This window comes from Veillonella sp. T34266-5, from assembly GCF_002959815.1.
GTDB lineage: Bacteria > Bacillota > Negativicutes > Veillonellales > Veillonellaceae > Veillonella > Veillonella atypica.
Genome location: NZ_PPCZ01000021.1, coordinates 1 through 14,920 on the forward strand (window position 1 = coordinate 1; position 14,920 = coordinate 14,920).

The window sequence follows — 14,920 nt, forward strand, 5'->3', positions numbered from 1 at the left end:
TGCTATCTACAAACGGTTATCTGATTATTACCAAATAGATCGTTCAATCCCTCAATGGGGCGATGCTCCTGTTTGGAATGAGCTACATATGTCTACAGATTTTCCAACTTATTGGGATTAGTCACACACACTTTTTGTCCTATAACCCTACATAATTAAAAGGGGCTACCGTTAGGTAGCCCCTTTTGCTGTATGTGAAATGTTTCTGTTATAACAAGTCCTTTTATTGTCCATCACAGGCATGTCTCGTAGCCATCAATTCTTGAGTGCGTTGATTCTTACGTTTTTGAAGGTATCGTTGGGCTAGTACATTTGGTACAGCCACACCAACTGCGATACCCACAATAGATAGAATGCCAGTAGTCCCGTTTTGTGCCATGTACAATAGACCTGATTCGTTTAGTGAGTTTATGTGTAATATATCAAATAGAAAACGATAGAGCAAAATGCCGGGCATCAGTGCGATAGCTGATGGTACGACTAGTACCGGACCAGATGTTCGTAGCCATGTGGAGAGTTTGACAAAGATGACGCTCATTACGGCTGCACCAATGAATGTAGCACCGGGTAAGGCAAATCCATATTCTAAAAGCATTAGATTACGAATTGCTACGCAAACGACACCGCCTAGCCCGATATAGGGTAATAGTCGAGCTGGTGAATTAAATAGTACAGCGAATGAGGCGGCGGAAACAAAGGAACCAATAATCTGTGCTATAGAAAAAATATGAGGTTTAATATCCACAAAGTTAAATGCCGGCAATGGACTGAAGTAAAGTGCCATCGCCATGCCGAGTGTCATGCTGCCCACGATAAGTAAGGTTCTAATAGCTCGTGTTATGCCGGATAAAATGTGATTATTTATAGTATCGATAACAGAATTGATAAGTGGCACACCTGGAATCATGAAGAGTGTACAACAGACGAGGACATATACCAGTGATCCTAACTCGATGAAGGTATAGAAACCATAGGCAATAAACATGGCCGTAAAGGCGCAGATAGCGTTGCCTAAATATTCATTAAATCCAAGGCGCTGAGATACGACCCTCATAAAATAGCCACATAATGAACAGATGAATGTTACTACTAATGCAATAATATCCGCACTGTATAAGTAAGCTAAACCGGCAGATCCTAATGCGCAAGCAATACCTTTTACCCAGACTGGATAGACGGGAATGGTTTGTTGTAGTTTCTCAACTAAACGTTCATAGGTAGTTAAAGAATAATGGCGTTCAAAAGCTCGCCAGGTGAGTTTTGATATGGCATTAATCATGGCCATATTCGGTATGTGGATTGGCGTTTTTCGGAAAACTGTTATAGAGCGTTCTTCATGAAAAATATTAATCATAATCGTTGTATAACTAATATGGATATTTAAATAATTGTGTGGAATTCCCATAAATGTAGCAGCCTGTTGGATTTCCGATACTATTCGTACCGTGTCAGCACCGCATTCCATTAGTAATTTAGCAATATTTAATAATACATCCAATTTTCGATGAATATGGATAAAGGGGGTCTCCAAGACCTCATTTTTTTCTTCTAATGTAAATCGTTTCATTAATACTCCTTAATTTTATCATCCTTAACTCATTATACTATTAATGGTCTGTAATATCATTCATTAATCTATTTGTCTACCTAATGGGGTATAAAAATCTAGATTTTTTGCATTTTTTTGAATGATTATTTATTAAATTGATAAATAACACTTGCTTTTTCAAGGGCCCACTTGTACAATCGAATTGTAAACCGACAGGAGAAAGGGGCCTTATCATGCGTGATGAAGTACTAGAATTCTTAAGACAGAATCAAGGTGACTTTGTTTCAGGTCAAGATATGTCTGAAGCATGTCATGTATCACGAACTGCCATTTGGAAGCATATAAAAGCACTAAGACAAAAGGGCTATAAAATTGAGTCCTATACAAAGCGTGGTTATCGTTTGTTGGAGGAACCGGATTTGTTAAGCCCATTAGCAATGAAACAAATATTGAATACCGATATTTTTGGTAAACGATATGTATATATGGATACAACTGAATCAACGAATTTAGAAGCTCGTAGATTGGCGCAACAAGGCGCTGAGGAAGGCACCGTAGTCGTTACAGAGGAACAGGCTGCTGGTCGTGGCCGCTTGTCTCGTGGTTGGTATTCTCCCTTTGGAAAAGGCTTGTGGTTTAGCCTTATTCTACGACCTGATTTTCCCCCTGCGGAGGCTCCTAAATGTACGTTGATGGCTGCTGTGGCCCTTACCAAGGCGTTTCACAAAATGGGGCTTGCTGATGCAGGTATTAAATGGCCGAATGATATTTTGGTAAATGGTCGTAAGCTTGTTGGTATATTGACGGAAATGTCTGGATCGATGGAGGAAATTTCCTATATCGTTATGGGCATAGGGGTCAATGTTAAGACGAAACAAGAAGAGCTACCGGAAGAAATAAAACAAATCGCCACATCTCTCTTAATGGAAGGCGTTGATATTGAACGGACAGAAGCTTTCAAAATCATCTTAGAAGAATTAGAACACCAATATTACGATGTGCTAGATAGTGGATTTGAGGATACCCTAAATGAATGGCGTAAGTTGAGCGTTACTTTGAATCAAGAAATTGAGGTTAGAGCACCGGGGAATACCTATGAAGGTGTGGCAACTGATATCGATGACGATGGAAATTTATTGGTGAAAACGACTAATGGAGAAGTTAAACGAATTGTTGCAGGCGATGTTTCTATACGTCCGCGAAAATAGGAGGAATGCATGTTATTAGTAATTGATGTGGGAAACACGAATATTGTTCTCGGTGTTTACGATAAGAAAAATTTAGTAGGACACTGGAGAATTTCTACAGATCGTGTGCGTACCACGGACGAATATGGCATGTTGATGATGAATTTGTTTTTTCATGATCGCAAGGTTAACGCAAAGGATATCAAGGCTATCATTATTTCCTCTGTAGTACCGCCATTGATGCCAACATTAGAACGTGTATGCTTGCGTTACTTTAATGTAAATCCTATCATTGTAGGTCCTGGCACAAAAACCGGTATCGCTATTAAATATGATAATCCTCGTGAGGTAGGTGCTGACCGCATCGTTAATGCCGTAGCGGCCAATGCTGTATATAAGGGGCCATTGATTATCATTGATTTTGGCACCGCTACAACTTATTGTGCAGTCCTTGGAAATGGTGATTATATTGGTGGCGTTATTACGCCAGGCGTAACGATTTCAGCAGAGGCTCTGTTCCAACGCGCTGCAAAATTGCCTCGTATTGAGGTAAAGGACCCAGGTCAGGTTATTAATCGTAATACGGTATCATCTATGCAATCCGGTATGTTCTATGGTTATGTAGGACAGGTAGAGGGCCTAGTGACACGTATGAAAGCTGAAATGGGTGGCGATGTAACTGTGGTGGCAACAGGTGGTTTGGCACAGCTCATCAGCAGTGCTACCGATTGTATCGACCATGTAGAGCCAATGCTTACATTGGAAGGCCTCCGTCTCATTTACGAACGAAATAAATAATGGTACTATAATAGAGTTGGTTGTAATTATAGTATGAATGTATAACAACAGGTACGGCTTAGGCTGTACCTGTTTTATTAGGTGAATTATAATGAAAGAAACATGGACCATTGGTAATGTACCTATCCAAGGTAAGGCTATTTTAGCTCCTATGGCAGGGGTTAGCGATATAGCATATCGACTGTTGGCCAAAGAACATGGTGCCTCTATGGTTTGTACCGAAATGGTCAGTGCTATGGGTATCAAATATAAAAATGAGCGCACGCATGAGTTATTGCGTATGGAAGCGGTCGAGCATCCTGTATCGATACAAATTTTTGGTTCTAATCCAGAAGCAATAGCATTGGGCGCGAAGGTGGTAGCAGATGCTGGTGCAGATATTGTAGATATCAACATGGGGTGCCCTGTTAAAAAGGTCGTCACTAGCGGTGACGGTTCGGCGTTGATGAAAACACCTGACTTGGCGGCTCGCGTAGCAGAAGCCGCAGTAAAAGCTGTTGATGTGCCGGTGACGGTCAAAATGCGTATCGGTTGGGACGATGATCATATCAATGTGGTCGACTTTGCCAAACGTATCGAAAGTACTGGTGTTGCAGCTGTTGCTGTTCATGGGCGCACACGGGAACAGATGTATATGGGGCGAGCGGATTGGTCCTATATAAAAGCGGTTAAAGATTCCTTATCAATCCCCGTAATAGGGAATGGTGATGTATGGACTCCTGAAGATGCACTTCGTATGATGCAAGAAACAGGTTGTGATGCGGTTATGATTGGTCGTGGTGCACAAGGCAATCCATGGATTTTTGAGCGCACTAATCACTATTTAAGGACCGGTGAATTAAGACCAGAACCTACCTATTTAGAGCGACTAGATATGTTGCTCAAACATTTTGAACTACTCTGTCGGTATAAAGGGGCGGCTCTAGGGGTAAGAGAAATCCGAACACATGCGGGATGGTATATGAGGGGAATGCCTGAAGCCGCTTATTGGCGCAATCGTGTGAATACAATTCACACTGTTGAAAGCTTTAAAACAGAGCTTTCAACCTATAGAGATGTATTGGAAAACTGGGGCTCACATTGACAAATACAGGGGTTCTTAGTATAATTGATTAAAAATTAAAGATGAAAGATAAGGTGTCATCGTACTATGACACTTTTTCTATTATTTATATGTAGAAAGATTAGGAGATTCCATGGCAGACGTAAAAGAAACATTACTTACAGCCGAAGGCTTGAAAAAACTTGAGGATGAATTAGCATATTATAAATCTGTGCGCCGTATTGAGGTGTCACAACGTATTAAAACAGCTATTGAATACGGCGATATCAGCGAAAACTCTGAATATGATGATGCTAAAAATGAACAGGCTTTCATTGAAGGTTATATTTCTGAGTTAGAAAATAAAATTAATACAGCAAAAATCATTGATGAATCCATTAAGGGTGATGTAGTATCCGTAGGTAGCAAGGTTACCGTATTAGATACAATGTACAATGATGAATTGGAATATGTTATTGTTGGTTCTTCCGAAGCAGATCCTTTCAACAATCGTATTTCCAACGAATCACCTGTAGGTAAAGCTATTTTGGGTAAACGTAAGGGCGATGAAGTAGAGGTATCCACACCGGATGGTCCTGTTACTTTCAAAGTGTTAGCAATTCAATAATTTTTCATTTTATCAAAAGAGGCGATAACATGAGTGAAGAAATTAAAAACTTACAAGAAGAATTAAATGATCAAATGCAAATTCGCCGCGACAAATTGGCTGAATACGAAGCTGATGGTATTTATCCATTCGGCCAACGGTTTGTTGTTAAAGATCATGCAAAAGATATTAAAAATGACTTCTTGAACTACGAAGACCAACCTGTAGTCATCGCAGGTCGTTTGATGACGATGCGTTCCCATGGTAAAACAGCATTTGCCAATATTCGCGATTTGTCTGGTGATATCCAAGTATATTTCCGTAAAGATATATTGGGCGAAGATAATTACAAATATGTAAAAATGCTTGATATTGGCGATATTGTAGGCATTGAAGGCCATGTATTTAGAACTCACAGTGGTGAAGTTACGATTAAAGTCGACAAATTGACATTGTTATCCAAAGCATTGCGTCCATTACCTGAAAAATGGCATGGCTTAAAGGATACCGAACTTCGTTATCGTCAACGTTATGTAGATTTAATCGTAAATCCAGAAGTACGCGATACATTTATTAAACGTTCTAAAATCGTTGCGAAGATTCGCGAATATATGATGAACGATGGCTTCATGGAAGTGGAAACACCTATGATGCATCCAATTCCAGGTGGTGCTGCTGCTCGTCCATTCATTACACATCACAATGCGCTTGATATTGATATCTATATGCGTATTGCACCTGAATTATACTTAAAACGTTTAATTGTTGGCGGTATGGAACGCGTATTCGAAATGAACCGTTGTTTCCGTAATGAAGGTATCGATAATCGCCATAACCCAGAATTTACAACTATCGAATCCTACCAAGCATATGGTGATGTAGAAGATGCCATTCGTTTAACAGAAAATCTTGTATCCTACTGTGCTCAAGAAGTACTAGGTACACAAGAAATTACATACCAAGGTACTGAAATCAATTTAACTCCACCTTGGAACCGCATCACAATGGCAGAAGGTGTAAAAAAATACACTGGCGAAGACTTTGATGCAGTAACTACTGTAGAAGAAGCGCGTGCTATTGCAGATCGTTTGAATGTAGAATACACAGATAATGATGGTATTGGTAAAATCTTGAATGCTTGCTTCGAAGATTATGTAGAAGAAAACTTGATTCAACCAACTATCGTATATGGTCATCCAAAAGAAATTTCTCCACTTGCCAAAGCAAGTCGTGAAAATCCATTGGCTACAGAACGTTTTGAAGCGTTTATCTATGGCCGTGAATTGGCAAATGGCTTCTCCGAGTTAAATGACCCAATTGACCAAAAACAACGTTTCTTGGATCAATTGAAAGAACGTGAAGCAGGTGATGATGAAGCTCACCGTATGGATGAAGACTTCGTCAATGCTCTTGAATACGGTTTACCACCAACAGCAGGTTTGGGCGTTGGTGTCGACCGTCTTGTTATGTTCTTGACAGACTCTGCATCCATTCGCGATGTATTGTTGTTCCCATTAATGAAACCTGAAACATCTCAAGTTCAAGAAGAAATAACTGAATAATTTTTAAATTAAAGGCTGTAATAGAATGCGGTGAAACTGTGTGCTATTACAGCCTTTTTTTTTGTCAGTAAGTAGATATACATGAAGCGTGGGGTATAAATTACTTTATATATTAATAATGGTTATCAACATATGAAAAAGTTTATACAACTATATTCTATAATTTAACGTAATATTCATTTTGCATAAAACTCATAATTGCGATAAGTGCATGTATAATGCGTATTATTAAACGCTATAAATTAAATTATATAAATGTTAGAATATACATAAAGATAAAGAATATACCTAACTAAATGAGATAGCTATCAATTACTAAAGGGGTATACATCTTATATTTATGTACATAAGTTCCATTAATTTTATTACAACTCTTATATTAGGAGGAACGTATTATGAAACACATGAAGGTCGCATTTTCTCATAAGGCACAATATTACTTTGGCCCTTTAGAAGGTCGTGCAAGTGTTGATTTAAGTCAAACTGATTTTACTGATATAGCAGCCATCGTTATTAGTGAAAATGATACTGCTATCTTAGAAAATGAAACTGTAAAATCCTTTGGCATCCCTATTTTTTTAGTGGTTTTTGATAATACTGTTGATATAGATCAATTCATGGGGAAAGTGGAACGTGTAATTGATGGTTCTAGCACAAACTTTGACTTGTATAAACGTCAAATAGAGGCTGCTGCAGATAAATATGAAGAATCTACATTGCCTCCATTCTTTAAAGCGTTAGCAGATTATGTAGAAGAAGGTAATTCTCAATTTGATTGCCCAGGTCACCAAGGTGGTCAATTCTACTGTAAACATCCAGCAGGTCGTGCATTCTACGATTTCTACGGCGAAAATGTGTTCCGTTCTGACCTTTGTAATGCGGACGTTGCATTAGGGGACCTTTTAATCCATGAAGGCCCAGCATGCGCAGCTCAACAACATGCAGCGCAAGTATATAATGCAGATAAAACTTATTTCGTATTAAATGGTACATCTTCATCCAATAAGGTTGTATTGAATGCGTTATTAACACCTGGCGATATCGTTTTATATGACCGTAACAACCATAAATCTATTTGCCATGGTGCTCTTGTTATGGCTGGTGCAACACCTGTATACCTTGAAACAGCTCGTAATCCATTTGGTTCTATCGGCGGTATTTTGGAACACTGCTTCGACGAAAAATACATTCGTGAATTGATTGCTGAAAAAGATCCTGAAAAAGCAAAAGCGGAACGTCCTATCCGCTTAGCAGTTATCCAATTAGGTACATACGATGGTACTATCTATAATGCGCGTCAAGTTGTTGATAAGATTGGTCACCTTTGTGATTACATTTTCTTCGACTCCGCATGGGTTGGTTACGAACAATTTATCCCTATGATGAAAGACTGCAGTCCATTGCTCTTGGAATTAGGCCCTAATGACCCAGGTGTATTGGTAACTCAATCTGTTCATAAACAACAAGCTGGTTTCTCTCAAACATCTCAAATCCACAAAAAAGATAAACACGTTAAAGGTCAAGACCGTTATGTAAACCATAAACGTCTTAACAATGCATTTATGATGCATGCGTCTACATCTCCATTCTATCCATTATTTGCAGCACTCGACGTAAATGCTAAGATGCATGAAGGCGAAGCTGGTAAAAAACTTTGGATTGACTGTGTAGAAACAGTTATCGATGCTCGTAAATCTGTATTGAAACATTGTAAATACCTTCGTCCATTAGTACCTCCTGTTGTACATGGTAAAAAATGGGAAGATGGGGATACAAAAGCAATGGCTCAAGATGTGGAATACTTCGCATTCGAACCTAATGCTAAATGGCATTCCTTCAAAGGTTATGGTAAAGGCCAATACTTTATCGACCCTTGCAAATTCCAATTGATTACACCTGGTATCAATGTAGAAACTGGTGAATACGAAGATTTCGGTATTCCTGCCAATATTCTTGCAAACTACTTGCGTGAAAATGGTATCATTCCTGAAAAATGTGACTTGAACACAATTCTATTCTTGATGACACCAGCAGAATCCAAAACTAAGATGGATGATTTGGTTGCACAATTGATTCGTTTTGAAGAATTAATTGAAGCCGATGCGCCTATGCAAGATGTTTTACCATCGATTTATTATGCTAATATCGATAAGTATAAAGGCTATCATATCCGTCAATTATGCCAAGAAATGCATGATTTCTACAAAGATAGACAAGTTAGTACATTACAAGAACGCTTGTTCTTACATGACTACTTCCCAGAATATGTATTGAATCCTCAAGAAGCGAACTTTGAATTCCAACGTGGTAAAGGCGAACTTGTACCATTAGATGAAGCTGAAGGCCGCATTGCTCTTGAAGGTGCTCTTCCTTATCCTCCTGGAGTATTGTGTGTACAACCTGGTGAACGTTGGTCCAAGACTGCTTGTGATTACTTCTTAGCATTGCAAGAAGGCATCAACAAGTTACCTGGCTTTGCTCCTGAAATTCAAGGCGTATACATTACACCACAACCAGATGGAACTAAAAAAGCATATGGCTATGTATTGAAAAAAGAATTTGAAAAATAACACTATTGTGTGCCGTCAGAGTTTCTCTGACGGCGCCACAATCAATAAAAAGGTGGTAAAACTATGAGTACAGGCAAAAATAAAATGTCCGTATTGCAGCTGACAATTTTAACAGCTGTAAATATGATGGGCTCCGGTATTATCATGTTGCCAACAAAGTTGGCACAGGTAGGCGCTCTTTCAATCGTATCTTGGTTGATCACAGCCGTAGGCTCCATGTGTTTGGCATACGCATTTGCTAAATGTGGTATGTATGGACGCAAAGGTGGCGGCATGGGTGGTTATGCTGAATATTCCTTCGGTAAAGCAGGGAACTTTATGGCGAACTATACCTATGGTGTATCTCTTTTGATTGCTAATATTGCAATTGCTATTTCCGCTGTAGGGTATGCAGCAACTTTTGCTGATGCAACATTAACACCATTAATGACTGGTATTTATACAATTTTCACATTATGGCTTGCAACAGTATTGAACTTTGGTGGTGCTAGTATTACAGGTCGTGTATCTAGCTTTACTGTATGGGGCGTTATTGCACCAGTACTTGTAATTAGTACTGTAGGTTGGGCATATTTCTCCGCAGATATGTATGTGGCAAACTGGAATGTCAACAACATGCCATTTGGCGAAGCGGCTACAAACTCCATCGCCATGACATTGTGGGCTTTCCTTGGTCTAGAATCCGCATGTGCTAATGCTGATGCTGTAGATAATCCAGAAAAGAATGTACCAAAAGCCGTTCTTGGTGGCACATTAGGCGCTGCTGCGATTTATATCGTTTCTACTAATATGATATTTGGTATCGTACCAGCTAGCGAACTCGTTAATAGTAACGCACCATTCGGTCTAGCGTTCGCGTCCATGTTCAATGGTACAGTTGGTAAAATCGTTATGGGCCTTATGGTTATGTCTTGTTTCGGTTCCTTGCTTGGTTGGCAGTTCACGATTGCGAATGTATTTAAAGGTGCCGCTGACGAAGGCTACTTCCCTAAATTGTTCAGTAAAATTACATCTAAAGATGCTCCAGTAGTTGGTATGGTAACAATTACTATCTTGCAATCTCTTATGAGTTTGATGACAATTAGTCCTTCCTTAAGTGAACAATTCGAAACATTGGTTAACTTGGCCGTTGTAACGAATATTATTCCTTATCTATTATCCATGGGTGCCGTTATCGTATTGATGAAAGCTGCAAAACGTGCTGGTAGTGAACTTAAAGGTACGACATTCATCGCCTTTATCGGTTCCTTATATAGCTTATATGCATTGTATGCATCTGGTTTTGACGCTATGACATACGGTTCTATTGTAACCTTTGCAGGTTGGACATTATACGGTTTCGTATCCGATCGTTTTGATTTAGAACATAATATTGGTAAATAGTACCATTAAGCTATTGTTATAAGAACTTTGGCGATACTATCTCCTTTGAATAGTCCTCTGCTATTAGAAGTATAGAATTCTAATAGTGGGGGGCTATTTTGTGTGATTTTAAAAATACTCAATATTAGAGTATAATGAAATAATATAGGTATAAAAGGGGGTAATTATGGATATATTAGCTGCAAGGCGTTCCATAGAACAACGATTACTAAAGCAGTCCGTTGCATTAATGTCGTTGGTGGCCGTTAGTGGTACTATTATGGGTGTAATTACTGGTTCTAGTGCCGTATTATTAGATGGTATATTTTCATTCATCGATGTAATCATTAAGATTATGATGCTTATGACGGCCAAATTGGTAGCGCGCGAAACAAGTAAACGGTTCCAGTTTGGATATTGGCAGTTTGAGCCTCTTGTGCTCGTTGTGGAAGGATTTTTTATCCTATTGATTGTATTATACGCACTGATTAGTGGTATAGGGGATTTACTAAATGGTGGTCGCCATGTTGATTTCGGTATAGCTATTTACTATGCTATTTTCTTTACTATAGCCGATACAGCATATTATTTTTACGTACATCGCATTAATAAAAGTTTACAATCGAATCTGATCAAGTTTGATAATGTGAGCTGGTCTGTTGACGCGTGGCTTGAGGCAGCCCTCCTCATCAGCTTTATAGCTGCTATCTTGTTAGAGGATACATCATACAGTTATTTGGCGGTATATATTGACCCTATTGTTTTAATAGTATTATCATTGCAAATGATTCCGTCGGTTATTAAGATTCTTGTACCGTCTACGAAACAGATATTAGGTTGGGCACCTTCGTCTTTACATGATGAGGTACAAGAAATCATGGATCGTTTTATGGAAAAATATTCATTTAAGGATTATGTGACGAGTGTACAGGCTTATGGTAACTCGCGTATCATAGAGATTGATATTCTAGTGCCAAAGAAGTTTCCTTATCAAACAATAGCGGAACTCGATCGTATTCGAAATGAAATCGATGAAGAAATCGGCGGTAATCCTACAGAGAAATGGGTCACTATTTCCTTCACTGCGACCCGTAAATGGATGGCTAAGGATTATCTTCTCGATGAAGAAGATGATGAATAATGCTATATTTTATGGTATACTTAAGTGTATTAAAATACTAAATTGTACGACATAATAGAAGAGGCTGATACTATGTTAGATTTGAAATTTGTCCGAGAAAATCTCGAATTAGTAAAACAAAATTTGGATAATCGTCATACAAAGGGTGATCTTGACACCTTTGTTGCTGCGTATGATGAACGAAAACAATTGATTCAAAAGGTTGAAGAATTAAAGGCATTACGTAATTCTGTAACAGAAGAAATCAGCCAATTAAAACGCAATAAAGAAAATGCAGATGATAAAATTGCAGAAATGAAACGCGTTGGCGACGAAATCTCTGAGTTAGATGGTCGCATTCGTGAAGTAGAAGAATCTTTGCGCAATGCTGCATTGATGTTGCCAAATATGTGTGATGCATCTGTTCCTGTTGGTGCTGATGAAGACGAAAATGTAGAACAACGCAAATGGGGAGAACCACGTCAATTTGATTTTGAACCAAAAGCGCATTGGGATATCGGCGAAGAATTAGATATTCTTGATTTTAACCGTGCTGTAAAAATGTCCGGTGCTCGCTTTACCGTATATAAAGGCTTAGGTGCTCGTTTAGAACGTGCTCTTATTAACTTCATGGTTGATCTTCATGTTGATAAGCAAGGCTATACAGAAATGATGACACCATATATGGTAACTCGTGAAACGTTGACAGGTACAGGTCAATTGCCTAAATTTGCTGAAGATATGTACCACGTTGAGAATACAGAATACTTTTTGATTCCTACTGCTGAGGTTACATTAACAAATTATCACAGCGGTGAAATCTTGAGTGAAGATGAATTGCCTAAATATTACACTGCATTTACTGCATGTTTCCGTGCTGAAGCAGGTTCAGCTGGCCGTGATACACGTGGCTTGATTCGTCAACATCAATTTAACAAGGTAGAAATGGTAAAACTTTCAAAACCAGAAGATTCTTGGAATGAATTAGAAAAATTGACAGATAATGCAGAAGAAGTATTACGCCTATTAGAATTGCCATTCCGTGTTATTACATTGTGTACTGGTGATATCGGCTTTGGTTCTGCTAAAACGTATGACGTAGAAGTATGGATGCCTGCACAAAATAAATATAGAGAAATTTCTTCTTGCTCTAATATGACGGACTTCCAAGCTCGTCGTGCAAATATTAAATTCCGTCGTGGTCCTAAAGGCAAACCTGAATTCGTTCATACATTGAATGGTTCTGGCCTTGCAGTAGGTCGTACCGTAGCGGCAATTTTGGAAAATAATCAACAACCAGATGGTTCCGTTGTGATTCCTAAGGTGTTGGTTCCATACATGGGCGGCGTAGAAAAAATTACGCCTGCCAAATAAGGAGGTCCCATGAAATTCTTTATTGATACAGCCGAATTTAGTGAAATTAAAGATGCCTACTCTTATGGCTTTATTGACGGGGTAACGACAAATCCATCCTTGATTGTGAAAGCTAAACGCGATTTAAAACAAGTAATCAAGGAAATTGCTGATCTTGTAGAGGGCCCTGTGAGTGCAGAGGTTATTGCTAGTGATGCACCGGGTATGATTGAAGAAGCGCATGAGCTTGTAAAACTCGGGTCTAATGTAGTTGTTAAAATCCCAATGACTCCAGAAGGTTTAAAAGCCGTTGCAGTGCTTTCAAAAGAAGGCATTAAGACAAATGTAACATTGATTTTCTCTGCTAATCAAGCATTATTGGCGGCTCGTGCTGGTGCCACATTCGTGAGCCCTTTTGTAGGCCGCATTGACGATATTAGCATGGATGGATTGACATTAATTCAAGATATTGCGGATATCTTTGCTATTCATGGTATTAATACTGAAATTATCGCTGCTAGCGTACGTACACCATTGCATATTTTACAATGTGCGAAAGCTGGTGCCCATATTGCAACAGTGCCATATAAAGTGTTGTTACAAGCTATGAAACACCCATTGACTGATGCGGGGTTAGAAAAATTCATGGCTGATTGGAAACAAGCTAATCAATAAGTAATATAAACATCTTTTTAAGGAGGCCCTAAAATGGATCGTACTTTATCTTTAGAATTTGCTCGTGTAGTCGAAGCAGCTGCACTTCGTAGTGGTCGTTTGTTAGGTCGAGGTCTAAAAGACGAAGCTGATGGCTTAGCAGTTGATGCAATGCGTCAAGCATTTGACTCTGTCCGTATTTCCGGTACCGTTGTTATCGGTGAAGGCGAAATTGACGAAGCTCCTATGTTATATATTGGTGAACATGTTGGTGCTGGCGGTCCAGAAGTAGATATTGCAGTAGATCCAATCGAAGGTACAAATTTGATTGCAAAAGGCCAAAATGGTGCTATTGCTGTTATGGCCATTGCTGAAAAGGGTGGCTTATTACATGCACCTGATATGTACATGGAAAAAATTTGCGTAGGTCCTCGTGGTGCAGGCGCTATTGATATTACAAAATCTTTGACCGAAAATATTCAAAACGTAGCTGCAAAGATGGGCCGTAAGGTTGATGAAATCAACTTGGTAATGCTAGATCGCGAACGTCATTATGGCTTAATGAAAGAAGCTCGTGATTTAGGCGCTCGTATTATGCTTATTTCTGATGGTGATGTTAACCCTGCGATGGAATGTTGTATCGAAGGTTCCGGCGTACATATGGTAGTCGGCACTGGTGGTGCACCAGAAGGCGTATTAGCAGCAGCAGCACTTAAATGTGCCGGTGGCGATATGCAAGCTCGTTTGAAACCAGGGAACGAAGAAGAAATTCGTCGTTGCCATGAAATGGGTGTTAAAGATGTTAACCAAGTATTGACACTAGATGATTTAGTTCGTACTGATGATGTAATCTTTGCTGCTACAGCGATTACACGCGGTAATTTATTGAATCCTATTCAATACTTCCCAGGCGGTGCTCGTACTCATACTATTGTAATGCGCTCTAAAACAGGTACTGTACGATTCCTAGATACTATTCATAGAGATGAAAAATTAACAACATTGAAAGCTCGTTAATTTCTTTGCTTTCATTATATAGTCCGTGTAGACCCCTAAGATTAGATTGATAATCTTAGGGGTTTTTACTTGATGAGAAAGCCTAAAAAATAGTATAAT

Annotated in this window: 12 protein-coding genes and 1 pseudogene; 12 read left to right on the plus strand and 1 reads right to left on the minus strand. The window is 39.0% G+C overall.

Features of this window, described 5'->3' with window-relative positions; translation table 11 throughout:
* Positions 1-121: pseudogene (locus VIHSUH07_RS07305) on the plus strand (IS256 family transposase); the annotation flags it as partial.
* A gap of 102 nt (positions 122-223) precedes the next feature.
* On the opposite strand, the gene VIHSUH07_RS07310 reads toward VIHSUH07_RS07305, so the two are convergent.
* Positions 224-1,567, minus strand: a complete 1,344-nt coding sequence (locus tag VIHSUH07_RS07310; RefSeq protein ID WP_105084453.1) for a threonine/serine ThrE exporter family protein — start codon at positions 1,565-1,567, stop codon at positions 224-226.
* A 215-nt stretch (positions 1,568-1,782) separates the two neighbouring features.
* Between VIHSUH07_RS07310 and VIHSUH07_RS07315 the strand changes: the two genes are divergently transcribed.
* The 11 genes from VIHSUH07_RS07315 (at position 1,783) to glpX (ending at position 14,821) form a co-directional block, all read left to right on the plus strand.
* Positions 1,783-2,757: a biotin--[acetyl-CoA-carboxylase] ligase gene (locus VIHSUH07_RS07315; RefSeq protein WP_005376606.1), complete on the plus strand. Its 975-nt coding sequence runs from the start codon at positions 1,783-1,785 to the stop codon at positions 2,755-2,757.
* 9 nt (positions 2,758-2,766) lie between these two features.
* Entirely contained in the window at positions 2,767-3,534 is a 768-nt protein-coding gene (locus VIHSUH07_RS07320; protein ID WP_005376623.1) for a type III pantothenate kinase, read from the plus strand.
* Between the two features lie 91 nt (positions 3,535-3,625).
* Complete coding sequence (dusB, locus tag VIHSUH07_RS07325; protein ID WP_105084454.1) at positions 3,626-4,618, plus strand: tRNA dihydrouridine synthase DusB; 993 nt, start codon at positions 3,626-3,628, stop codon at positions 4,616-4,618.
* Between the two features lie 112 nt (positions 4,619-4,730).
* On the plus strand, positions 4,731-5,204 hold the full coding sequence (gene greA / locus VIHSUH07_RS07330; RefSeq protein ID WP_005379802.1) for a transcription elongation factor GreA: 474 nt from the start codon (positions 4,731-4,733) through the stop codon (positions 5,202-5,204).
* A gap of 29 nt (positions 5,205-5,233) precedes the next feature.
* On the plus strand, positions 5,234-6,745 hold the full coding sequence (lysS, locus tag VIHSUH07_RS07335) for a lysine--tRNA ligase (RefSeq protein WP_105084455.1): 1,512 nt from the start codon (positions 5,234-5,236) through the stop codon (positions 6,743-6,745).
* A 395-nt stretch (positions 6,746-7,140) separates the two neighbouring features.
* Positions 7,141-9,315, plus strand: coding sequence for an ornithine decarboxylase SpeF (gene speF, locus VIHSUH07_RS07340; protein WP_105084456.1), 2,175 nt, complete (start codon positions 7,141-7,143; stop codon positions 9,313-9,315).
* 63 nt (positions 9,316-9,378) lie between these two features.
* Positions 9,379-10,698 carry a putrescine-ornithine antiporter gene (gene potE, locus VIHSUH07_RS07345; protein WP_105084457.1) on the plus strand — a complete coding sequence of 440 codons (1,320 nt, stop codon included), beginning with the start codon at positions 9,379-9,381 and terminating at the stop codon, positions 10,696-10,698.
* 166 nt (positions 10,699-10,864) lie between these two features.
* The gene (locus VIHSUH07_RS07350) at positions 10,865-11,818 is read left to right on the plus strand and encodes a cation diffusion facilitator family transporter (protein ID WP_105084458.1); all 954 of its coding nucleotides are present in this window, start codon (positions 10,865-10,867) and stop codon (positions 11,816-11,818) included.
* A gap of 72 nt (positions 11,819-11,890) precedes the next feature.
* Entirely contained in the window at positions 11,891-13,171 is a 1,281-nt protein-coding gene (gene serS / locus VIHSUH07_RS07355; protein ID WP_005379799.1) for a serine--tRNA ligase, read from the plus strand.
* A gap of 9 nt (positions 13,172-13,180) precedes the next feature.
* Positions 13,181-13,825, plus strand: coding sequence for a fructose-6-phosphate aldolase (gene fsa, locus VIHSUH07_RS07360; protein ID WP_009661456.1), 645 nt, complete (start codon positions 13,181-13,183; stop codon positions 13,823-13,825).
* Between the two features lie 33 nt (positions 13,826-13,858).
* Positions 13,859-14,821, plus strand: a complete 963-nt coding sequence (gene glpX / locus VIHSUH07_RS07365) for a class II fructose-bisphosphatase (protein WP_105084459.1) — start codon at positions 13,859-13,861, stop codon at positions 14,819-14,821.
* The last annotated feature ends 99 nt before the right edge of the window (positions 14,822-14,920 follow it).